This is a genomic window from Mycobacterium sp. 5-140-3-2, assembly GCF_035666375.1.
Lineage (GTDB): Bacteria > Actinomycetota > Actinomycetes > Mycobacteriales > Mycobacteriaceae > Mycobacterium > Mycobacterium intracellulare.
Genome location: NZ_CP142025.1, coordinates 3028364 through 3051768 on the forward strand (window position 1 = coordinate 3028364; position 23405 = coordinate 3051768).

The window sequence follows — 23405 nt, forward strand, 5'->3', positions numbered from 1 at the left end:
GCGCCGTCGTGAGGCCCTCCCCCCTTGATGGACCGGTTAGTACCGAGGCCCCCTCACGCTGACCACCCCGCCGGCACGACGCCTGGCAGTCGCAGCCGATGCAGGTGCTACGCGCGGGCTGGCGGCTGCGCTTTGCTTACCGGCGCTCGCGGCCGGTTGGCCCAACCGAAATTCATAGTGATATTGCGATGTATCTATGTTACGGTCGAATGAGTAGTAGATGAAATGCGCCCGACAGGGCCGAACACGAGGAGGAAGTTGATGTTTCCGCATGCGCTAGCGGCGAAGGCGGCCGCTACGGTGTTCACGGGATTGGTGGGCGTGAGTGCCTATGAGCTGTTGCGTAAGGCGGCTGGTGGGGCGCCGGTGCGTCGGGCGACGGTCGCGGCCGCGGAGTTGAGTTTGCGAGGGACGCGTCGCGCAGAAGTGGTAGCGGAGTCGGCTCGGCTGAAGGCGGCTGACGTGGTCGCCGAGGCGCGTGAACGCATCGGCGAAGAGGCTTCCCCACCGGCTGCGGCCGCGGTCCACGACCACGACCACTGATCGCTGTTATGACTGTTGTCGAGGACACCGCCGTAGAAATTCTCTCCGATGCGGCGGGGCGGATGAGATTGCATGTTCCGTGGGTTCGTTCGGATTCCCGTCGTGCGGTGGCCGTCGAAGACAAGGTGGACAAGCAGACCGGGGTGCGCGCGGTGCACGCCTATCCCCACACCGGATCGGTCGTGGTGTGGTATTCACCCAAGCGTTGCGATCGCTCGGCGATCATGGCGGCCATTGCGGCGGCCAAAGACGTTGCAGCTGAGCTGATTCCCGCGCGTACGCCGCGCTCGGCGGACGTCCGCAACACTGAGGTACTGCGCATCGCGATCGGCGGGGCGGCGCTGGTGTTGTTGGGTGTGCGCCGCTACGGTTTCCGCCGCCCGCCGCTGCTGGGCCCCAAGGGTCAGTTGGTGGCCACCGGCGCGACGGTGTTCATGGGCTATCCGTTCTTCCGCGGGGCGCTACGCTCGCTTCGTTCTGGCCGCGCCGGCACCGACACGCTGGTGACGGTGGCCACGGTGGCCAGCATGGTGTTGCGGGAGAACGTGGTCGCACTGACCGTGCTGTGGCTACTCAATATCGGCGAGTACCTGCAGGACCTGACGCTGCGCCGCACCCGGCGGGCCATCGCCGACCTGTTGCGCGGCACCGCGGACACCGCGTGGATCAGGGCCAATGATGGCAGCGAAGTCCAAGTCCCCATCGATACCTTGCAAATCGGCGACGAGGTCGTCATTCACGATCACGTGGCGATCCCGGTGGACGGCGAGGTGCTCGACGGCGAAGCGGTGGTCGACCAGTCGGCGATCACCGGAGAGACGTTGCCGGTCAGCATGGTCGTCGGCTCCCGTGTACACGCCGGATCGGTGGTGGTACGCGGACGCCTGGTGGTGCGCGCGGCCGCGGTGGGCAGCGAAACCACGATCGGGCGCATCATTTCCCGCGTCGAAGAGGCCCAACACGACCGGGCACCGATTCAAACGGTCGGTGAGAACTTCTCGCGCCGGTTTGTTCCGATCTCATTCATCGTGTCCGCGGCGACCCTGCTGCTGACCGGCGACATCCGGCGCGCGATGACCATGCTGTTGATCGCGTGCCCGTGCGCGGTGGGATTGTCGACCCCGACCGCGATCAGCGCCGCGATCGGCAACGGGGCGCGCCGCGGCATCCTGATCAAGGGCGGATCGCACCTCGAACAAGCCGGGCGGGTGAACGCCATCGTGTTCGACAAGACCGGGACGCTGACAGTTGGGCGCCCCGTCGTGACGAATGTTGTTGCCTTCCAGAAGGACTGGCAGCCCGAAGAGGTCCTGGCCTATGCGGCCAGCTCGGAGATCCATTCGCGTCATCCGCTGGCCGAAGCGGTGATCCGCTCGACCAACGAACGCCACATCACGATCCCGCCGCACGAACAGTGCGAAGTATTGGTCGGCCTGGGCATGCGCACCTGGGCTGATGGCCGCGTTTTGCTGTTGGGTAGCCCGTCGCTGCTGCGTGCCGAAAAAGTCCGCGTGTCCAAGAAGGCAACCGAGTGGGTTGACAAATTGCGGCGCCAGGCCGAGACCCCGCTGTTGCTGGCGGTGGACGGCACGCTGGTCGGGCTGATCAGCCTGCGCGACGAAATCCGCCCCGAGGCCGCCGATGTGCTGAACAAGTTGCGCAGCAAGGGCATTCGGCGCATCGTGATGCTGACTGGTGATCATCCGGATACCGCCGAGGTGGTGGCCGGCGAACTCGGTATCGACGAGTGGCGCGCCGAGGTGCTGCCCGAAGACAAGCTTCAGGCGGTGCGCCAACTGCAGGACGAAGGTTACGTGGTCGCGATGATCGGTGATGGCGTCAATGACGCGCCGGCACTGGCGACCGCCGATATCGGGATTGCCATGGGTCTGGCCGGCACGGACGTCGCCGTGGAAACCGCCGATATCGCACTGGCCAACGACAACCTGCAGCGCCTGCTCGATGTACCCGATTTGGGTGCACGAGCCGTCGCGGTGATCCGGCAGAACTACGGCATGTCCATCGCCGTCAACTCCGTCGGTCTGCTCATGGGCGCCGGAGGGGCCCTGTCGCCGGTGCTGGCCGCGATCCTGCACAACGCGTCCTCGGTCGCGGTGGTCACCAACAGCTCTCGACTGATCCGCTACCGCCTGATGAACGGCCAATCCCCGGCCGCGAACGAACATTCGACGGGGGCGCCTGTCGGCACCGCTAGCGAGCAGCCCGCGGCGTCGTCACCGCATAGCAAGCAATCGCGCAGGCTGTCGCCGGTTCGCACAGGACAGGGTTGACCATGATGCCTGTGTCCGCGCTGGCGCTCTAAGTCGTCTTCGCCGTACTCGGGTTCGGCTGGCGCAGCTGGACCCAGCATCGGCGCACCGGCTCGACCGGATTTCGCGGCGTCAGTGGGCGTCCCGGCTCGCTGGAATGGTGGGCCGGTGTCGGATTCGTGGGCGCCATCCTCGCCGGGGTGGCCGCGCCGCTGCTGCAACTGACTGGAATCCTCACCCCGATGCCGGTCCTGCACGCACCTGCTGTCCAGGCGCCCGGGGTGGTGGCGGCGATTGCAGGACTCGCCGCCACCCTCTACGCCCAACACGGCATGGGTGAGTCCTGGCGGATCGGGGTCGACCCCGGCGAAACCACCACCTTGGTACGCACGGGTGTGTTCGGCTGGGTCCGCAATCCCATCTTCGCTGCCATGCTCGTCTTCGCCGCCGGCATCGCTCTGATGACGCCCAACCCGCTGGCCCTGGCCGCGTTCGTGGTCCTGCTGGCGGCCATCGAGGTTCAGGTCCGTGTCGTCGAAGAGCCATACCTGGCCCGCATCCACGGCCGCGCCTACACCGATTACCGCGCCGCGGTTGGGCGGTTTGCGCCCGGCATCGGGCGCAACTAGACACCGCCGCTGAAGACGGAGGCCCCATGACGCCGGCCAATGCCCCCGCTGCCCGTGGAACCGATACTCGGACAAGAATTCCCGCAACTACGACCGAGAAATGGGGTTCTTTGGCCGCCACGACCCCGGCTGCGCATGCCCCGCCGCGGAATTCCCAAACCCGTCGACTGCATACCGACGCCACACATCACAGGTGCACCGCGATTCGGAACCATAGTTCAGCCGTTGCTGTTATATCAGCGACGACTGTACAGTTGCGGCTATGCTGACGTGTGAGGTGCGGGAATCGGCGTTGTCTCGGCTGGGCCGGGCGCTGGCCGATCCGACGCGCTGCCGAATTCTCGTCGCGCTGCTGGATGGAGTTTGCTATCCCGGCCAGTTGGCTTCGCACTTGGGATTGACCCGATCCAATGTGTCCAACCATCTGTCGTGCTTACGGGGCTGCGGCCTGGTCATCGCAACGTATGAGGGCCGCCAGGTTCGTTATGCCCTGGCCGATAGTCACCTCGCGCGTGCCCTGAGCGAGTTGGTTCAGGTCGTTCTCGCGGTGGACACCGATCAGCCTTGCGGTGGTGAGCAAGCCACGTTCGAGGAGGTCCGCACCGCGCCGGCTAGTCGATGAGCGGGCTCGCCGAATCGCGACGACAAAGCAGAACATAAGGAGGGTTGGCCGTGGTTGCACATGGACTGCTGGTTAAGGCGACCGGGACGGTGTTCACCGGGCTCGTCGGGGTGAGTGCCTATGAGGTGTTGCGCAAGGCGGTGGGAAAAGCTCCGGTCCACCGCGCGGCGGTGACCGCGACGGAATGGGGCCTGCGGGGAACCCGGCGCGCCGAGGTGGCGGCCGAGGCTGCTCGGCTGAAAGTTGCCGACGTGGTCGCCGAAGCTCGCGATCGCATCGGTGACGACGCCTCCCTTTCTGTCGACCCCGTAGGCGACGACTGCTGTAGCTGACATCGCACGCTGCGCCCTCGGCGGACAGGGCAGGTTGACATCCTTGGTAGGGATCCGCCGATATACCGCTAGGAGGGCTGATGATGCCGACCACCGCTGCGCATCCCGATGCCGACCTGAGGCTGACCGTTGTGTCTGCGACGGCGCGACGAATGCGGGTGCACGCCAGCGGGTTTCGATTCGACACCGTCCGCGCGGTGGCGATCGAGGACGCCGTTGGTATGGTCACCGGCGTCGAAGCCGTGCGGGCCTATCCGCGCACCGCCTCAGTGGTGATCTGGTACACGCCTGAGCGCTGCGACACAGCCTCCGTCCTGTCTGCGATCGCCGATGCCGAGCACATCCCGGTAGCGTCGGTGCCACCGCGTACCCCGCACTCGGCGGACGGCCGCAAGCCCGGTGTGGTGCAACGAGTCATCGACTGGAGCACGCGGGTGCGGTCGGGTTCGTGTGACGTTGAACAGCGTCGTCCTTGGGGGACGGTTAGCGATGGCTGCTGCGAGCATGATGACAGCGAGGACGCGCCGGAGCGGCTCTGGCAGGTCGTCAAGCTGCGACGCGCTGCATTGTCCGGGGTGTTGCTGACGGGGTCGGTGATCACCGCATGGGTCACTCCGCTGGGGCCGGTCGCTCTGGGTTTCAAAGTCGTCGCCTTGGCGGTGGGGGCCTCGACATTCGTGCCGTCGGCCATCAAGCGACTTACGCAGGGCCACATCGGTGTCGGCACGTTGATGACCATCGCTGCGGCCGGCGCCGTGGGTCTCGGTCAGGTCGGCGAGGCTGCCATGCTGGCGTTCTTGTTCTCCATCAGTGAGGGCTTGGAGGAATTCGCGGTGTCGCGTACGCGCCGCGGCTTGCGCGCGCTGCTGTCGCTGGTGCCGGATCAGGCCACAGTGCTGCGCGCGGGCAGCGAAACCGTGGTGGCCGCAGCCGACCTTCAGGTCGGTGATCAAATGATCGTCAAACCAGGTGAACGTCTGGCCACTGACGGCATCATTCGTGACGGTCGCACCTCATTGGACGTCTCCGCGATCACCGGTGAATCCGTACCGGTCGAAGCCGGACCCGGCGACGACGTGTTCGCCGGGTCGATCAACGGTTCCGGCGCGCTGCTGGTGCAGGTCACCGCAACGGCAGAAGACAACTCGCTGGCGCGCATCGTGCACATCGTGGAAGCCGAGCAGGCGCGCAAGGGCGCCAGTCAGCGACTGGCCGACCGCATCGCGCGACCGCTGGTGCCGGGCATCATGATCGCCGGGGCCGCGATCGCCGGGGTGGGCAGCATTTTCGGTAGCCCTGCCGTCTGGATCGAACGTGCTCTGGTGGTACTGGTTGCTGCCTCGCCATGCGCATTGGCCATCGCGGTGCCCGTGTCGGTGGTGGCGTCCATCGGGGCGGCCGCCCGGTTCGGTGTACTCATCAAAGGTGGCGCCGCCCTGGAAGGCATGGGCACCATCGGCGCAATTGCCCTGGACAAGACCGGAACCCTGACGGCCAATCGGCCCGCGGTCATCGAGGTCGCCACCACTGGGGGCGCCACTCACGAAGACGTGCTGGCGGTGGCAGCCGCGCTGGAGGCCCGCAGCGAGCACCCACTGGCCGCGGCTGTTCTCGCCACGACCCGAACGTCGGTCGCCGCGGCCAGCGACGTGCAAGCCATCCCCGGCGCCGGATTGACCGGCCGAGTCGACGGCCACGATGTCCGACTGGGACGCGCCGGCTGGCTCGATCCAGCCGACCTCACCGAGGACGTCATGCGCATGCAACACGCCGGAGCCACAACGGTTCTCGTCGAACGCGACGGGCGGCTACTCGGGGCCATCGCCGTGCGCGACGAACTACGTCCGGAAGCCGCCGAGGTCGTCGCCGAATTGCGAGCCGGCAACTACCAGGTGGCGATGCTCACCGGCGACAATCGCGCCACCGCTTCAGCTTTGGCCGCCGAAGCCGGAATCGAGCACGTGTACGCCGAGCTGCGTCCTGAGGACAAGGCACACCTGGTCACAGAGCTACGTGCCCAGCGGCGGACCGCGATGGTTGGCGACGGCGTCAACGATGCTCCGGCCCTGGCCGCCGCCGACCTGGGAATCGCTATGGGCGCCATGGGAACCGACGTCGCCATCGAAACCGCCGACGTCGCGTTGATGGGCCAAGACCTGCGCCATCTGCCCCAAGCGCTGCACCATGCCCGCCGTTCCCGGCAGATCATGTTGCAAAACGTCGGGCTATCGCTAGCGATCATCACCGTGCTGATGCCGCTGTCGCTGTTCGGGACCCTGGGTTTGGCTGCGGTGGTATTCGTGCACGAGCTCACCGAGGTCGTCGTCATCGCCAATGGCGTGCGCGCCGGACGCATCAAACCACTTGCTGGGCCAAGGCCATCGAGTCACGATTCAACGTAACGATGCAACGAATCTACGGCCCGTCCAGGATCGTCAAGTACCGCCGTGGCGGCGGTATCAGGACGCGATGTCGGCCCTGGTCGCCAATTGATTGCCCATGCCGTCGCGTCTCCCCCGCAGCGAATCCCCGAAGTGCGCGTGACTCGCGGGGGTTACCCGTTCGAGTGGGCTACGGCATCCTGAGCCCGACGAGCGCCCCGGTAAGAAAGGTAAGCACAAGTGAGTGGACCAGAAACGCCAGCTAAGCAGGTCGGGTCGCACCCGGTTATGCATCTCTCAGAGTTGCTGCACGCGCCGGTCCTGGCCCGGTCGGGCGAGGCTGTGGGCCGGGTGCAGGACGTGATCGTGCGGCTGCGCGGCGCCGACGAGTATCCGTTGGTGAGTGGGATCGTCGCTGTGGTGGGGAGGCGGCGGGTGTTCATCGGCAGCCCCTCCATTTCTCAGTACGCCCCAGACCGCGTGGTATTGGCGACACACAAAATCGATCTGCGCGGTTTCGAACGCCGCGACGGCGAGGTGTTGCTGCGCACTGATGTGCTAGGACACCGGTTGATCGATGTGGCTGCCGTGGAGTTGGTACGCGCCTATGACGTGGAGCTCGAAGATACCGGCGGCGGGTGGGTGCTTGCCCGTCTGGATACTCGCCGCCCGGCGCGGTTCTTCGGACTAGTCAAAAGTCGGGGTGGGCATGCGGCCCGAGATTGGAAGGCATTCGAACCACTGATCGGCCACGCCCGCTCCGGTGCATCGCGACGTCAGTCAGGCCGGCTCGGCGGGTTCAAACCCGCGGACATCGCTGATCTTCTCGAAGACGCTGACAAAGCCGAGGGTGGGGAGATCCTCGACCGGGTCCGCAGCGACCCGGAATTGGAAGCCGACGTGTTCGAAGAACTCGACCCTGACAAGGCCAGCCGATTGCTCAATGACATGGCCGATGACGAGGTCGCCGCACTATTGGGCCGGATGCGCGCCGACGACGCCGCCGACGCGATCGCAGACCTGCGTCAATCGCGGCGCCGGCGCGTGCTGGAGCTGATGCCGGGCCCGCAGCGCACGAAGGTGATCACCCTGATGGGCTTTAACCCCGACAGTGCCGGCGGCCTGATGAACGTCGACTTCGTCTCCTGCGCCGCAAGCACCACTGCCGGCACGGCGCTGGCACTGATCGCGGGCGCCACGACGATACAGCCCGAGGCATTGGTCAAGATGCATGTCCTTGATGAAGACAACCGCCTGGCTGGTGTCGTGTCGGTGATCGACCTGCTGCAAGCCGAACCCGGTCAAACCGTTGAAGCACTGATGGATTGCGACCCAATTCGAATCGGCGCTGAAGCCGATCTGACCGACGTCGCCCTATTGATGGCCGACTTCAACCTCTACTCCATCCCCGTCGTCGACGGCCAGGACCGCGTGCTCGGGGTTGTCACCGTCGACGACGTGCTAGAAGCCACCATCCCCGAGGATTGGCGTCGCCGCGAACCCGCCCCCCGCCCGGTCCGCGAAATCACCCCACCGCATGACGATCGCGACGCGCCTGCACCAGAGAGTGAGGCGCCGTGACCTCCGGCGAGAAGGCCACCGGCCACGCAGCAGCGACTCACCGATCCGAGTCGCCACCACCGAAGCGCACCGCTGTGCTTGACTCGGCTCACCTCGGTAATATCGAGGGCGCCTTCGGGCGCATTAACGTCGCGGAAACCGACCATCCCCGCACTTTCAAGACGCGGCTGCTGACGCTGCTTGCCATTATCGGTCCCGGAATCATTGTGATGGTCGGCGATAACGATGCCGGCGGGGTGGCCACCTACACCCAAGCTGGCCAAAATTATGGCTACTCCCTGCTGTGGGTGCTACTCCTGCTCATCCCGGTGCTCATCGTCAACCAAGAGATGGTGGTCCGGCTCGGCGCGGTTACCGGCGTCGGACACGCCCGCTTGATCAACGAACGCTTCGGCCGCGGCTGGGGCTGGTTCTCCGTCGGCGACCTGTTCCTGCTCAACTTCCTCACGATCGTCACCGAGTTCATCGGCATCACTTTGGCCGCCACCTACATCGGTATCTCCAAATACATTGTCGTTCCGGTCTCAGCGATCGCGCTCATCGCGATCATGGCCAGCGGCAGCTTTCGCCGGTGGGAGCGGGCTATGTTCGTCTTCATCGCCATCACTTTGGTGCAGATCCCAATCCTGTTGATGGCGCACCCACAGTGGGCCCAGGCCGCCAAATCATTTGTGGTGCCGAACATCTCCGGTGGCGTGACCTCGGATGCGGTGCTTTTGATCATTGCCATCGTCGGCACCACCGTGGCGCCTTGGCAGCTGTTTTTTCAGCAGTCCAACGTCGTCGACAAGCGCATTACACCTCGATTTATGGGCTACGAGCGCGCCGATACGGTGTTGGGGGCGTTCATCGTGGTGATCGGCGCCACCGCGCTGGTCATGATCGGCGATTGGGCGGCGCGCTCCACTGGCACAGCAGGTGGTTTCACCGACGCCGGCGCCATCTCGCATCTGCTGGGCCAACACAATTCGACGCTCGGCTGGTTGTTCGCGATCGTGCTGATGGACGCCTCGATCGTCGGCGCCGCCGCAGTGACCCTGGCCACCAGCTACGCCTTTGGCGACGTATTCGGCCTGAAACACTCGCTGCACCGGGGGTTCGCCGATGCCAAACCGTTCTACCTTTCTTACAGCGCGATGGTGTCGTTTGCGGCGGCGATCGTGCTGATTCCTGGCGCCCCCCTTGGGTTGATCACCACCGCCGTGCAGGCCCTCGCTGGCTTGCTGTTGCCCAGCGCCAGCGTGTTCCTCCTGCTGCTGTGCAACGACCGGGAAGTATTGGGCCCCTGGGTGAATCGGCCCTGGCTCAACTGGGTTGCCGGGCTGATCGTCGGCGTCCTGCTGTTGCTGTCGGGAATCCTGATGGCGACTACCTTGTTCCCCGGCCTCGACGTGATCGTTGTCGCCGGCTACCTGGCACTGACCTTGGTCATACTCGCCGCAGCCACGGTACCGGCACTTCGTTGGATGGGTCGCCGCCAGCCCTCACCACCGGCGGCATCGAGCCCGGCGCGGCCTATTGACCGCAATAGCTGGCGAATGCCACCACTGACCTTGTTAGAGCCCGTGACGTGGTCGCCAGGGACCCGTCTAGGCATGATTGCGCTGCGCGGCTACCTCGTCGTCGGCGCCGTCCTGCTCATCGTCAAGGCTGTCCAGCTCAGCGGCCGATGAATTTGGGCCAATCCGAAAGGTCACCAAATGAGCACGCCACGCAACGGGCGATTCGCCGCGGAAGCCAACTACCTACCGCACTACAACGACATCCAGCAGATCACAGGAACTGCCATCCTCGCCACCATCGCGGTCGCCCTGGCAGTGGCATTCATCATCATCCAACGTCGACGACGCCGCGCGCGCACCAAACAAAGCCATGTCGGTGGCCCCCGACGCTCCCGCGTCTCAAGACCTTTTAGCACCCGCAGGAGCGATTAATGGCCCAAACCAATGTGCCTCGGTGGAAATGGTTGACAACGAGCGTAATCCTGCTCTTCGCTGCTGCGCTGCAATTCGCTCCACCTGTATCAGCGGATCAAACTGACGATGACTTCCTCGCCGCGCTCAAGAAACACGGGATCGTCTTTACCAACCGCGATGTCGCGATCACGGCCGGCCATAAAGTGTGCACCGGACTCGATGCAGGCCAGACGCCGGCCAACCTGATTTTGTCGCTGGTAAAAGACACCGACCTGTCGGCACACGTGGCCGGCTATTTCTTCGGCACCGCAGTCAATGCCTACTGCCCGCAATACCGCCCGGATACCACTGTGCCGGGAGCATAGACCAAGAAGACGGACAAATGGCGCACCACTAGCGGCCACGGGGCACTCAGCGGGCGGCGTAGCCCCTTGCACTCGCACCCCACCGACGCAACGACACATCGTTCGTGAAATTCGACGGATAACGAAACGGCTCGTCACCCATCCTCGAGTCCGAATCTGCTTCACCCCAACATACTCGTCGTGCTCGAGCAGGTTGAACGGTGGTTTGGGTTACTCACCAATTAGAAGCCTGCCGGAGCGCACGCCACTCAATCCAGGCCGTCGAGAATGACATCTCAGACAATCTTCGTCTAGCAAGGCTAGCGACCTCGGCATCACCCTAGCCATGTTGAGGGACTGCGCGCACGCCGTGATGGCTCAGCTGGTGTACTCGAGGCGAGTCATCATGCCGGCCTCTTGGTGATAGGTGTTGTGGCAGTGGAACATCCAGACGCCGGGGTTGTCCGCGACGAGGACGGCGCTCAATTTCTGCTTGGGCAGTACGTTGACGGTGTCTTTGCGGGGGCCGGGCGTGCCATCGGGCTTGATCACCTGGAAAGTGTGTCCGTGCAGGTGCATCGGGTGGTACATCATGGTGGTGTTGTCGAATGCCAGCGTGGCGCGTTGGCCCTGGCGTACCTGTAGCGGCTTGGTCTTGCTGTAGGGCTCGCCGTTGATCAGCCAATCATACTTCGTCATGTCGCCACTGAGGACCACCGGGAGATTCACATCGGATTTGGCCACACCCAAATCGACTTCCGGTGCGGCGGAGAACATTTCGACGGTGCCGACTCGCTTGTTGAGTTCGGGCGGCTGGAAACCCGGATCAGGGGCGTTACCGGCGCCGGTGGAGAGCACAGCCCGCGCCAGCGCATTTTTGCCTTCGGCAAGAGCGACCAGCGGGAAAACGCCATCGGCGGCGGTGACGACGACGTCGTAGCGTTCGGCCATGCCGATCAGTAGCGCGTCGACCTCGGTGGGCACTACGGGGTAGCCGTCGGTGTGGGTGACGGTCATCGAGTGCCCGGCTAGCGCGACGCGGAACGCGGTGTCGGAGCCGGAATTGATGATCCGGATCCGGATGCGCTGTCCGGGCTTGGCGCTGAATGTGGTGGGAGCGGCGGGAATACGGCCGTTGATGAGGTAGTGCGGATAGGCAATATCGCCTGGATCGCCGCCGAGCAGATTGCTGGTCCCGACGCCGTCCATCTCCATGGCGGGCATGTTTCCCATGCCGGGCATGCTGCTCATGCTGGGCCTGCGCTGATTGGTCAAATCGTCGTAGAGCTGCCTGGGGGTCTTGCCGACGCCGTCGGTCCAGTCGTCGAGTACGACGATCCATTCGGCGTCGTAGCGGCCCGACTCTCGGGGGTCATCGATGATCACGGGCAGATACAGACCATAGTCGGCGTCCAGGCCGACGTGCGGATGCGCCCAATAGGTGCCGGGGTGAGGTACCGAAAAGCGGTAGGTGAAGTCGCGGCCGGCGTCGATGTTCGGGGTGGCGGGTGCGACGCCGTCCATGTCGTTGCGCAGCGCGATGCCGTGCCAATGCACCGAGGTGGCCGAATCGAGCCGGTTGGTGACCGTGACCGCGAGTTCGTCACCGACATTGGCGCGGATCACGGGCCCCGGGATGGCGTTACCGTAGGCCATCGTGCGCACAGTGATGCCACCGAGGTCGATTGTTGTCGGTTGAGGCGTCAGTGCCGCCGTTACGGTGCGCCCGGTGTGGGGCCGCGCCGCCTCGGCAGCAGCGATGGCGGCCGCCATCGCCGTGTTGCCGGTATGTGTTTGCTCGTCGGATCGGCCGCAGGCGGCCAGGGCGAACCCGCCGGCAACGGTGGCAGCCATAAAACTCCGCCTGCTAAGTCGCGCCCTGTCAAAAGTCAATTCGCGCACGCCTGTACCTGTCTTTCATTGCGCCGTTCGGTGTTTCGTTCGATCCGAAAGAGCCGCGTCCCGCTCCGCCGAGCTTGAATATACCGCATGGGGGTATTGCTGTACCGTTGGGTTGGCCGCACTGAAAGCATATACAGGAAGGATTTTTAGATGGGACTGGCGCAGAGGCTGTTCGCTGATCATCGGCACGGTGACGGGTCCGGGTGGGTACTCAACTATCCCCGTACTTACGAATGGGCCACCAATGCGTGGTCTCTGGGGCTACGTGCGCGCATGTGGGACCGGCTGGTCGGGCTATCCGGCGCCGAGCCCGGCAATAGGGTGCTCGACGTCGGCTGCGGGACCGGATACTTCACTCGACGAATCGCACGGGCGGTGCACCCGGGTGGCAGCGTTGTCGGGATCGATCCTTCACAATCGATGGTGGACTACGCCGCGCGGCGTGCGCCGGCGAACGCGGCCTTTCAGGTTGCCTCCGCCGAAGATCTGCCCTTCTCCGACCAATCGTTCGACGTGGTGGTATCTAGCTTGGCGTTTCACCACTTTCCAGTCGACCGACGTGCCGACGCAGTGCGGCAAATGTTTCGAGTTCTGCGACCGGGCGGGCGGCTATGCATCGCCGATCTTCGCCCCTCGGGCGGTGGCACCTTGCACCGGATTGCTGCTGTTTTCAACGCCCATGCCAGGGAGCAGAACCGGCTACACCAGCTCGATGAGCTGATTACCGATGCGGGGTTCTCCATCGTCGGCACCGGTGACCGATTGTTGCTGCACTACATCACGGCGCAAAGGCCGCTGGGTCGATGAACCCGGTGGTAGGTGCGGCGGGGCACTGGTTGTAATCGATATGCCGGGCCGACGGTGACGGTCGATCTCGGGCACAACTATGCCGGCCGTCGTGCAGTCCGTGGAGCGTCGTCAGCATCTGGTCAGGCGCAACCTAGGACTGCTCGACCGCCAAAGGCCCCGGTTTACATATACGGGTACGGGGTATATTCTGCTTCTATGTCCACCGGGCGCGCAGTGAACTGCTCATCGGCGACGCACACCATGAGCTGCGAATCCGCGCATCGGAAATACCCCGGCTCATCCTCGGTTTTCTCGCATATCGCCAGGGCCGGTGTGTCGTGATATTCGGCGGCGCTAGCGGGTTGCCTCGGCTCCGGTATGTAGTGGCCGTGGGGGCTGCGGCGTGGTTGACGGCGTGGGTTCTCATCGGTGCCCACAGCGTGATGGGGCATTCGCAGTCTTCGGTGTCGCAGTCTTCGATGTCGCAGTCGGCGCATGCGTTGGTGGCTTCGCTGGGTGGTGAGTTCACCGTTGATGTCGATCATCCGCATGTGGGCAAGGGTTCCTCGGGCGACCATCACGAGCAGTTCACCACGGCGGTGCTGCCGCGCTCGGGCGCGGTGGTGGCTGCGTTAATCGCGTTGAGTGCGGTGGCCGCCGTGGCGCTGACCGGTGGGCTGGCCCGGTTTGGGGTGCCCGCCGGGCGCGGCCCCCCGCGCGCCCCGGCTCTTTCTGTTACCGGTCAAGACGTGTTGACCCGGTTCTGCTTGTCTCGTCGCTGACTGGTCAGCGCCAGGTCGTTTGCAGCACGTGTGTGCTCGGCGGCTGGTGATCGCTGACCCCTGTCAAGTGCCGCACTGATTCGCGGCGTTCGCAAGAAAGCGACGATTCTCATGACCGATGTTTTGTCTTTCGATAACTATGTTCACCCGATCCCGGCGCTCAAAGTTGTTCAGCCACGTGAGTGCGCCCTGCCCGGCACCGACACCTATCGGCGTCCCGGTGCGATGGTGGGCCATACCCCGGTGCTGCGCATTGAGGCGCCGTTCGCCCCGCCCGGACGCGGGTTTTGGGCCAAGCTGGAAGGGTTCAATCCCGGCGGCAGCATGAAAGACCGCCCGGCCCTGCACATGGTCGAAGCCGCCCGGGCCCGCGGCGAATTAGCTCCCGGGGCGCGCATCGTGGAATCCACCAGCGGCAGCCTGGGGTTGGGGCTGGCGTTGGCCGGCCAGGCCTATGGGCATCCGGTCACCGTGGTCACCGACACCGGCATGGAGCCGATCGTGCGTCACATGCTGGCCGCCTACGGCGCCGATGTCGAGCTGGTCACCGAGCCGCACCCGGTGGGGGGCTGGCAACAGGCCCGTAAAGACCGGGTCGCCCAGCTGTTGGCCGCCGAGCCGGGGGCCTGGTGCCCCGACCAGTACAGCAACCCCGACAACATCACCGGCTACCGGTCGTTGGCGTTGGAGCTGCTTGATCAGCTCGGCGGGGTGGATGTGCTGGTGTGCTCGGTGGGCACCGGCGGGCATTCGGCCGGGGTGGCGCGGGTGCTGCGCGAGTTCAACCCGGCGATGAAGCTGATCGGGGTCGACACCATCGGCTCGACTATTTTCGGTCAGCCGGTGGCCAGCCGGTTGATGCGCGGGCTGGGCTCGAGCATCTATCCGCGCAACATCGACTACGCCGCCTTTGACGAGGTGCACTGGGTGGCCCCGCAGGAGTCGGTGTGGGCGTGCCGCACTTTGGCGGCCAGCAACTTCGCCAGCGGCGGCTGGAGCGTGGGGGCCGTGGCGCTGGTCGCGGGCTGGGCCGCGCGCACCTTCCCGCAGGACACCCGCATCGCCGCGGTGTTTCCTGACGGTCCGCAACGCTACTTCGACACCATCTACAACGACGACTACTGCCACCAGCACCAGCTGTTGGATTGGCAACCCGTCGCCGAGCCCACCGTCATCACCGACCCCACCCAGCAGGTGGTGACCTCCTGGACTCGCACCAGCACCGTCGTCAATCCCGCACTGATCGCAGCCGCATGAGGGATTTCCTCACCCGGTTTCGAGGCTTCGACCGGCCCAGCCAGGTCCTGATGCTCAACCAGTTCGGCATCAACATGGGTTTCTACATGCTGATGCCGTATCTGGCCGGGTACCTGGCTGGCCCGCTCGGGCTGGCGGCCTGGGCGGTCGGATTGGTGCTCGGCGTGCGGAATTTCTCCCAGCAGGGCATGTTCATCGTGGGCGGCACACTGGCCGACCGGGTGGGCTATAAGCCGTTGATCGTGGCTGGATGTCTGCTGCGCACAGGCGGATTCGCGCTGCTTGTGGTGGCCCAGTCGTTGCCGGCTGTGCTGATCGCCGCGGCGGCCACCGGGTTCGCCGGCGCGTTGTTCAACCCGGCGGTGCGGGCCTATCTGGCCGCTGACGCCGGAGATCGCCGGGTGGAGGCCTTCGCCATATTCAACCTCTTCTATCAGGCCGGAATCCTGTTGGGTCCGCTGGTCGGACTGGTCCTGGTGGCCGTCGACTTTCAGGTCACGGCGGCGGCAGCGGCGGCCGTGTTCGCAGTGCTGACCGTGGCGCAGCTGTTGGCGTTGCCGCGACGCGGTGTCGATTCGGCGCCGCAGCAGAAGTCGTTCCTGCAGGACTGGCGGGTTGTCGCCCGCAATCGGCCGTTCCTGCTCTTCGCGGCGGCGATGATCGGCTCCTACGTATTGACCTTCCAGGTGTACCTGGCGCTGCCGCTGCAGGCGTCGATGCTGACGCCGCGCTCTGGAAAGGCTTTGGTTGCAGCTCTTTTCGTTGTCTCTGGCCTGGTTGCGGTGATCGGACAGCTGCGCATCACCCGCTGGTTCACCAAACGCTGGGGATCCGGACGTAGCCTGGCCATCGGTGTGGCCATCCTGGCGGCCTCGTTCGTGCCGCTGACGGTCGTCCCCGACGGCCATCGGTTCGGGACACCCGCGGCGGTGGGGGCCCTGCTGGTGTCGGCGGCGCTGCTGGCCGTCGGTTCGGCCGCGGTCTTCCCGTTCGAGATGGACACCGTCGTCTCGCTGGCCGGAGGCCGGCTCGTGGCCACCCATTATGGGTTCTACAACACCATCGTCGGAGCCGGAATCCTCGTCGGCAACCTGGCTACCGGATCGATATTCGGTGCGGCACAACGGCTGAGCGCCGGCGCACTGGTTTGGGGCGGGCTGGTTCTCATCGGCATCATCGCCGCAGTTGCCCTCTACCGTCTCGAACCCGCACGCGACCTGCAACCGGCTCATTCCGAGCTTGGCGGCTTCCAAGCGGCGGTACCGGCGATAACCGGCCGGGGCCGACGCCGGCGATTCACACCGCCACATGGCAAGGCATCTGTGTCCCCGTCTCCTGGTCATCCTGTCGGACGCCGGCCCGCGATGACGACGACTCTGACCCCAAAGAGTCGCCGCAGAATGGCATCGGCACGCAACCAGGCGCAAGATTGCTCACGTTCGGTCACCTCGATGTCGTCACCTGGTAATGACCCATGTGAATCCGCAGGATCCACCGTTAAGCACCCGATCGGCGCGAAATCCCCATGCGATTAAGGGATTCGACGTGAACAGCTGCCAACGGCTCGGCCGGGGGCATCGCCTGCCGGGTGAGTCCTTATGTGTCCGGGCCGATAGATCGAAGCCGCGAGTTGGTGTTGTCGTGCGAGCGGGCCGACGCACCGATTACCGCCTCGGTAGAGGAATGCCAGCTCGGGCGCCGCTATACCTCCGGTGGGTAGGGGTATTTGGGATGGAGGTGCAATTGTGCGCGTCAGTCCCTGCGGCCCGACTGCTGATATCTGCTTGAGCTGCAGCATTAGGGCCGCCAGGAGGCACGATCGCGGCCCGGGCACGATGCGGTATCGACCGCCCTATGTATGGCATACCCCCCTATAGACAGGTACAGTTGAGACACTATGAAACCCGGCGGCGCAGGCAGTTCGGTGCGGTTGCGCGCTGTCGTCGCGATCGCGGCTGCAGTGTGGCTGGCCCTCGGCGCCCTGGGGTGCGGGCTGGTGCATTTCGCTCCTCTCGCGTTTGACCCACCGCACGCCTTCGTGACATCGGCGGATGGCGGGTCTGGCACTGGCGGGCCCGGGATGCAGGCCGACCATGCTTCGCTTTACCGCGGCCTGGCCGCCAAATGCTCCAAGGTGTTCGGGGCTATGCCGGTGCCGGGGCCGGTTACCGCGCTGGTGGAACTCGGTCTCGCGGTCGCGGTGGTCGCCGTCGCAGGTTCGCGGGTCAAACTTGTGGTGCCGGTCGGGCGGGCCCCGCCCCGCGCGGCTGCCATTGCCTTCACCGGTCGAGACCTCTTGACGCGGTTCTGCATAGCTCGCCGGTGATCGGCCGGCGGCAGGCCATTGTGTTACGCCACGAGGATCGGTGAGCACTCGCTCACCATCACCAATCTCTGCCGCCCCTTTCGCCCGGATGAATGCCGGGCCATTGAACACATCAATCCTCCCTGACGCTGTCTAGCCGAATCAGGCGACGCGGCTTCCATGCCGCGGCGACCGCACCAGCGCCTTAACACACCGCAGCGGACGGGGTCAGCCCATGTCCGTAATCCCAAGTCTCCAAGGAGAAATCCATGTTCTCACTCACCGTCGCCCCGCAAATGTTGACGGCGGCGACCGGTAACCTGCAGGGCATCGGCTCGGCGATGAGCGCCGAAAACGCGGCCGCGGCCACACCGACGACCGGGGTGGGTCCCGCCGCCGCCGATGAGGTGTCGGCGTTGACGGCGCTGCAGTTTGCCGCGCACGCGCAGATGTACCAGGCCGTCAGCGCCCAAGCTGCGGCGATCCACGAATTGGTCGCGAAAACCCTTGGTGTCAGCGCTGACTCGTATGCGCTCACCGAGGCCGCCAACGCGATCGCGGCCGGCTAAGCATTCCGAGGTGAAATGATGGATTTCGCAGCTTTGCCACCCGAGATCAACTCGGCAAGGATCTATGCCGGTCCGGGGCCGGGCTCGATGCTGGCCGCAGCGTCGGCCTGGGAGGGGCTCGCCGAGCAGCTATATGCGGAGGCCGCTTCGTATTCCTCGGTAGTTGCGGAGCTGACCAGCGGACCGTGGCTAGGTCCAGCGTCGACGGCGATGGCCGCCGCGAGCGCCCCCTTCGTGGCGTGGATGGACACCACTGCCGCCACGGCACAGCAGACGGCTTCGCAGGCCATGGAGGCCGCGGCCGCCTATGAGGCAGCCTTTGCGATGACGGTGCCGCCACCAGTCATCGCGGCCAACCGCAGCCTGTTGCTGTCGCTGATCGCGACCAACATCCTCGGGCAAAACACGCCCGCGATCGCGGCCACCGAGGCACAGTACACGGCGATGTGGGCCCAGGACGCCGCCGCGATGTATGGCTACGCGGCCGCCTCGGCCAGTGCGTCGCTCCTGACCCAGTTCATCCCGCCGCAGCCCACCAGCAACCCGGCCGGCCTGGCCGGACAGGGGACCGCGGTCGGCCAAGCTGTCGGCAGCTCGGCCAGCACCGACACCCAGGCGGTCCTGTCACAGGTGACCTCCACGGTGCCCACGGCTCTGCAGCAGCTCGCCTCGCCGCTATCGTCCACGTCCGAGTCGTCCACGGGGTCGCTGTCGTCGCTGAGTTCGTCGCTCAGTTCCATGAATCCGGCGTTGTCGATGACAAGTTCGGTCGGGTGGATATCGAGTTCGCTGCTCTCGAACGCGAATCAGATGAAGAATTTGATGCCGGCCGTCACCGCCGCCAGCACCGCAGCTTCGGGACCGGGGTTGACGGGCGCGCTCGCGTCCGGCGCGCTGGGAGCACCCGGCTCAGCAGGACTCGGCGGGGCGGCCGTGTCGGCGGGAGTGGGCCGCGCGGCCACGGTCGGGGCGTTGTCGGTGCCCCAAACCTGGGCTTCGGCGGCCCCGGCAATGAGTCCTGCCGCGACGGCGCTGCCCAGCACCAGCCTGGCCACTGCCCCAGGAGCCACAACGGGGGCTCCCGCAAGCATGCTCGGCGCGCCGCTGGCAACGATGCCCGGGCGCGGCATAGGCAACGTCGGCGAAACCGACCTTCGCTTCATGCCCCGCCTGACAGTGGTACCGCCCTCGGCGACCGTCGGATAACAAAGGAGAGCACCAATTCGTTTTGGCAGGCGGCCATCACGCCGGCCACGTCGAGCAAAACTGATGATTTCCAGGTAAGGAAACACTCCAATGACTACACGCTTTATGACCGATCCGAACGAGATGCGATCCATGGCAGGCCGTTTCGATGTGCACGCCCAAACCGTCGAAGATGAAGCTCGCAAGATGTGGGCGTCCTCGCTGAACATTGCCGGTGCCGGATGGAGCGGGACCGCTCAGGCCGCGTCCTACGACACCATGGGCCAAACGAACACCGCGTTCCGCAACATCGTCACCATGCTGCACGGGGTGCGCGACGGCCTGATCCGCGACGCCAACAACTACGAACAGCAAGAGCAAGCCTCACAGCAGATGCTAGGCAGTTAGGAGAACCGACGATGAGCATCAACTACCAATTCGGCGACGTCGACGCCCACGGCGCCCTGATCCGCGCCCAGGCCGCTTCCTTGGAGGCCGAGCATCAGGCCATCATCCGCGATGTGCTTGCCGCCGGGGACTTTTGGGGCGGTGCGGGTTCGGTGGCCTGCCAAGAGTTCATCACCCAGTTGGGCCGCAACTTCCAGGTCATCTACGAGCAGGCCAACGCCCATGGGCAAAAAGTCCAAACCGCCGGGGCCAACATGGCCTCCACCGACAGCGCCGTTGGATCCAGCTGGGCCTAGTACGTCCTCAGCCGCAGCTCGATCGCACAGGTAACGCAAAATCACGACTTGCGTATTGTCGATCGATACCGAGCACTTCCCCAGGGGGGGGTATTGAACTCGAAAGCTGTTGCTGCATCATGCCTTTGGAGGGTTGAGCCACATCGACATGAACGCCACAATGTAACACAAGCCCGGCAAAGGACACGGCCGACTGGAGTGACGGCTTCGATACAGCGGCAGCTGCCGGTCCCGAGGATCTCGCGCTCGCCGGTCAATAGGCGGGCGACAGACGCGCTGGCGACTACAACGCCGTTGCGGTTATCGCTCTAGCTGGCCCAAGGTGGCCGCGGCTTCGGTGGGAGCAGATAGTGCTTTCAGATTCGATGCCGCGCCGGCATTTTCGTTGACGGTAATGATCGATCGGTCATGTACCAGATCAGTGCTCCGGGCGCCCCTGGGCGCTGCAGCGCGACCCGCCTGCGCGGTACCAGGCATATTGAGCAGCCCGCCTTTGCTATGCCTGTGAATTCGGCGCCGTCTTTCCTCGACAGTATGAAGGCATCTCGTGCCTGGTATCCAGCTGAACGGTCTACGGATTTGGACGGAACGCAGCAGCCGACCGTCCACGATTGCATCCATCGCAATGCCCGTTCTGCGAGCGCCTCGCGCTGACGTCGTTACCGGGGCTTGGCGATGCGTGGACGCATCAGAGCGGCGAGGTCGTCGCGGCTGGCCGTGCCGGTTTTGCCCATCGCATTGTAGATGTGGTTCTCGACGGTACGGACCGACAGCGTCAGTCTCGCAGCGATCTCACGGTTAGACAACCCTTCACCGAGGAGCATCACGATTTCTCGTTCGCGACCGGTCACCGGCACCCGCTCGGCGGCCTGCCGAAGCGCCGGTGTGCTGGCGCCGCCGCACTGCTGCGCGAACGCCTCGGCGCGCGTCGAGCATGCCAACGCCGACCCGCGTTTGTCCTGTCGGCGATATGCGATAGCTGCGTGGGCGGTCGCGTCCATCGCCGCAACCCGATCACCCATGCGCTCGAATTCCTGCGACACCCACGCTAATACAGCCGCATCCCCGACATGAAGAGCCTCAGCGAATCGGGCCGCAACACCGGCGCGTGGTCCTTCCACGATCGTTTCGAGCTCGCGTAAGCGCGGCGCACTGGAATCGTCACCAAACTGCACCGCGGTCTGCAGACACATCACTTCGGCAGCGAATTGCCCATTGGCGCTGGCGATCCCGGCCGCCGAGAGCGTCATCGCGATTGCATTGCTGACAGCGCCCTGGCAGGCGGCCACCCACGCGCGAGCCAGCTCGTACTCGTAGTCGAGGTAGCGCCAACCCGGATGCCGCTGCTGCTCAAGCCGGGCAAGTGCGGCGACGGCATCACCGGTTGATCCGCGCATGGCGAGCGCGATCGTGTGTGGGATCTGGCAGCGGTACACCCATCCGTTGCGCTCGCCGGACGCCGCCAACGTGTCGATGACGGGTTCAAGAAGCGCGCATGCGGCATCGAGGCGGCCCGCGCCAAGAGCGGCGCGAGCCGCGACGGGAGCACTCTGTAGGTGGCCCGGGCCTGAAACGTTGGACGCCCGTTGGCGCAGCCACTCGGCCGCTGCCCGGGCTTCCGGTATCTGACCAGCCAGCAACAGAGCGCCGACGTGCGCGTCAGTGATGATGACGAAGCCACGCACCGCCACGGGGTATCCGGTGTTCGCGGCGACCGCGGCTTCGCTGGTGCGACCGGCGTCCCCTGCGGCAACAGTTCTAGCCCACGCTATAAAGCGCGCGGCCACATCGGATAGCTGTTCCAGCACAACACCTTTCGACGCTTCGCGGGCGGCGTAGGGCCTGCCCATCGCCGCCCAGTACACGGTGAGAAAGGCGTTGATGCAGCTGCGCGCCTGCGCCGGTATCGCGCGCGTCGCGTCGTCAATCAGCCTTTTTGCCCCTTGGGGATCCGCGAGGGTGAACAGCCTGTTGGTGGCCCGCAGATTGGCGAGCCTGGCACGCTCGCCGTCGGCCAATTCGCTAGTGGGCATGTCCGCGAGTACCGCGTCGGCCTCCTCGCCTCGGCTCAGCGACGATAAGACATACGCGCGCAGGAAATTCGCTTCCGGGCCCCCGCCAGCGCGGATGGCCGCATCGGCGAGCCGATCGGCCAGGGGCAGATCCATCAGCCACACCGCCCCCGGAGCAGCTCTGGTCAGAAGGTCGGCGTCCGGCTCAAGGTCGGAGTCGAGGCTCAACACCGCTCGCCGCACCACCGCCCGCACGTCGGCGCGGCCGGCAGTGGCGAGTTCAGCCGCGACCAATCCCCGCAACCGGCGCAGCCTGGTGGGTGCCGCACGCCGCTTACGCACCTCGGCATACAGCGGATGCGCCACCCGCACCTCGACACGACCGTCGACCTGGTCCAGCGTGAGGAGGCCGCGCACGTCGGCCTCCTCGACAGCCGCGGGATCGGTGATACGCGTAAGCGACCCCAGCTCGATCGGCTCGCCGACCGCCAGCACATCGACTACATCGTTCACCGGTGCCGGCAGGGCACCGATGCGCGATTCGATCAGTTCAGCCAAATCGGGCGGCACGACCGGGTCGCCGACCCAGCACCAACGACCGTGCTGCTCGACGAGCCGGCCATCGGCGATCTCCTGCTCCACGATGTTGCGCAGGTACAAAACGTTGCCGCAGGTCAGGTTCCATAAGCGGCGGACAGCGTCTGGATCCAAACGTCCACCCAGGGTCGCCAATAGCAGCTCGGTCGTTTCCTCAGGTGACAATGGCCGCAGATCGAGCCGTCCGAATTGGGCAACCTTCCACAGCTCACGCGTCCCCGCGCTGATCGGTTCCCCGTCCCGCAACGTCAGGATGAGCTTGGCCGCGCGGCGCTGGACGATCTGATGCAACACAAAAGTCGACGCGTCATCGAGCAAACTGACGTCGTCAACGCCGATCACCACTTGGCTCCCGCCCGATGCCGCTATCAGCGATTCGATCACGCTGCCTACCAGTTGTAGCGTGTCACCCACGGCCGATCCGGCCCAATGAGCGAAGGCGCCCAGCGGGATTTTTTGCGACGACGATGTCGCCACGGCCCAATGGGTTTCGCATCCTTTTGATGCCGCAAACGACAGCGCTTCGCGGGCGATCCGGCTCTTGCCGATACCGGCAGACCCATGAATGACCATCCCGCAAGGATCCGGATCCCACAGCACGGCCTCGATGAGCCGCATCTCCTCGGCGCGGCCCGTCAGCGGCCACCTCAGGCGCACCGGTCCTTGATCGTCCCGGCACCCACCA

The 23405-nt window shown here is 65.3% G+C and carries 19 protein-coding genes and 2 pseudogenes; 19 read left to right on the forward strand and 2 right to left on the reverse strand.

The genetic code is table 11. The features are described from left to right. The first annotated feature begins 261 nt into the window (after window positions 1–261). The 10 genes and pseudogenes from P6281_RS14135 (at window position 262) to P6281_RS14180 (ending at window position 10639) form a co-directional block, all read left to right on the forward strand. Complete coding sequence (locus tag P6281_RS14135) at window positions 262–543, forward strand: DUF1490 family protein (protein WP_008257367.1); 282 nt, start codon at window positions 262–264, stop codon at window positions 541–543. Between the two features lie 8 nt (window positions 544–551). Continuing rightward, the gene (gene ctpC, locus P6281_RS14140; RefSeq protein WP_014942224.1) at window positions 552–2834 is read left to right on the forward strand and encodes a manganese-exporting P-type ATPase CtpC; all 2283 of its coding nucleotides are present in this window, start codon (window positions 552–554) and stop codon (window positions 2832–2834) included. A 5-nt stretch (window positions 2835–2839) separates the two neighbouring features. Further along, window positions 2840–3442 (forward strand): annotated as a pseudogene (locus tag P6281_RS14145) (methyltransferase family protein). Between the two features lie 262 nt (window positions 3443–3704). Then, on the forward strand, window positions 3705–4064 hold the full coding sequence (cmtR, locus tag P6281_RS14150; RefSeq protein WP_008257374.1) for a Cd(II)/Pb(II)-sensing metalloregulatory transcriptional regulator CmtR: 360 nt from the start codon (window positions 3705–3707) through the stop codon (window positions 4062–4064). Window positions 4065–4114: 50 nt separating this feature from the next. Beyond that, the gene (locus tag P6281_RS14155; protein WP_008257377.1) at window positions 4115–4396 is read left to right on the forward strand and encodes a DUF1490 family protein; all 282 of its coding nucleotides are present in this window, start codon (window positions 4115–4117) and stop codon (window positions 4394–4396) included. An 80-nt stretch (window positions 4397–4476) separates the two neighbouring features. Continuing rightward, the gene (locus P6281_RS14160) at window positions 4477–6798 is read left to right on the forward strand and encodes a heavy metal translocating P-type ATPase (protein WP_008257380.1); all 2322 of its coding nucleotides are present in this window, start codon (window positions 4477–4479) and stop codon (window positions 6796–6798) included. Window positions 6799–7065: 267 nt separating this feature from the next. Further along, window positions 7066–8358: a magnesium transporter MgtE N-terminal domain-containing protein gene (locus P6281_RS14165; protein WP_008257382.1), complete on the forward strand. Its 1293-nt coding sequence runs from the start codon at window positions 7066–7068 to the stop codon at window positions 8356–8358. A gap of 74 nt (window positions 8359–8432) precedes the next feature. Further along, window positions 8433–10031 (forward strand): Nramp family divalent metal transporter, encoded by a 1599-nt coding sequence (locus tag P6281_RS14170; protein ID WP_152979319.1) that lies wholly within the window; start codon window positions 8433–8435, stop codon window positions 10029–10031. Window positions 10032–10058: 27 nt separating this feature from the next. Beyond that, window positions 10059–10292, forward strand: coding sequence for a hypothetical protein (locus P6281_RS14175; RefSeq protein WP_014942226.1), 234 nt, complete (start codon window positions 10059–10061; stop codon window positions 10290–10292). Continuing rightward, complete coding sequence (locus tag P6281_RS14180; protein ID WP_014942227.1) at window positions 10292–10639, forward strand: DUF732 domain-containing protein; 348 nt, start codon at window positions 10292–10294, stop codon at window positions 10637–10639. Before P6281_RS14175 ends, P6281_RS14180 begins: the two co-directional genes overlap by 1 nt. A 357-nt stretch (window positions 10640–10996) precedes the next feature. On the opposite strand, the gene P6281_RS14185 is transcribed toward P6281_RS14180, so the two are convergent. Next, a complete protein-coding gene (locus P6281_RS14185) occupies window positions 10997–12472 on the reverse strand; it encodes a multicopper oxidase family protein (RefSeq protein WP_008257387.1) in 1476 nt (491 codons plus the stop codon). 198 nt (window positions 12473–12670) lie between these two features. On the opposite strand from P6281_RS14185, the gene P6281_RS14190 reads away from it, so the two are divergent. The 9 genes and pseudogenes from P6281_RS14190 (at window position 12671) to P6281_RS14230 (ending at window position 20111) form a co-directional block, all read left to right on the forward strand. Then, a complete protein-coding gene (locus tag P6281_RS14190; protein WP_033717528.1) occupies window positions 12671–13327 on the forward strand; it encodes a class I SAM-dependent methyltransferase in 657 nt (218 codons plus the stop codon). Between the two features lie 365 nt (window positions 13328–13692). Further along, window positions 13693–14091: a hypothetical protein gene (locus P6281_RS14195; protein WP_008257390.1), complete on the forward strand. Its 399-nt coding sequence runs from the start codon at window positions 13693–13695 to the stop codon at window positions 14089–14091. A gap of 111 nt (window positions 14092–14202) precedes the next feature. Further along, window positions 14203–15348, forward strand: coding sequence for a PLP-dependent cysteine synthase family protein (locus tag P6281_RS14200; protein WP_008257392.1), 1146 nt, complete (start codon window positions 14203–14205; stop codon window positions 15346–15348). Next, a pseudogene (locus P6281_RS14205) lies at window positions 15345–16589 on the forward strand (MFS transporter); the annotation flags it as partial. The gene P6281_RS14200 and the pseudogene P6281_RS14205, both read left to right, overlap by 4 nt. A 656-nt stretch (window positions 16590–17245) precedes the next feature. Further along, window positions 17246–17674: a hypothetical protein gene (locus tag P6281_RS14210; RefSeq protein WP_008257397.1), complete on the forward strand. Its 429-nt coding sequence runs from the start codon at window positions 17246–17248 to the stop codon at window positions 17672–17674. Window positions 17675–17922: 248 nt separating this feature from the next. After that, window positions 17923–18222: a PE family protein gene (locus P6281_RS14215; RefSeq protein WP_008257399.1), complete on the forward strand. Its 300-nt coding sequence runs from the start codon at window positions 17923–17925 to the stop codon at window positions 18220–18222. A 15-nt stretch (window positions 18223–18237) separates the two neighbouring features. Beyond that, window positions 18238–19428 carry a PPE family protein gene (locus P6281_RS14220; RefSeq protein WP_014942231.1) on the forward strand — a complete coding sequence of 397 codons (1191 nt, stop codon included), beginning with the start codon at window positions 18238–18240 and terminating at the stop codon, window positions 19426–19428. 90 nt (window positions 19429–19518) lie between these two features. Then, window positions 19519–19815: a WXG100 family type VII secretion target gene (locus P6281_RS14225; protein ID WP_008257404.1), complete on the forward strand. Its 297-nt coding sequence runs from the start codon at window positions 19519–19521 to the stop codon at window positions 19813–19815. 11 nt (window positions 19816–19826) lie between these two features. Continuing rightward, window positions 19827–20111: a WXG100 family type VII secretion target gene (locus P6281_RS14230; RefSeq protein ID WP_008257405.1), complete on the forward strand. Its 285-nt coding sequence runs from the start codon at window positions 19827–19829 to the stop codon at window positions 20109–20111. A gap of 659 nt (window positions 20112–20770) precedes the next feature. Here the strand turns inward: P6281_RS14230 and P6281_RS14235 are convergent. Then, the gene (locus tag P6281_RS14235; RefSeq protein WP_225325686.1) at window positions 20771–23338 is read right to left on the reverse strand and encodes a helix-turn-helix transcriptional regulator; all 2568 of its coding nucleotides are present in this window, start codon (window positions 23336–23338) and stop codon (window positions 20771–20773) included. Window positions 23339–23405 lie beyond the last annotated feature (67 nt).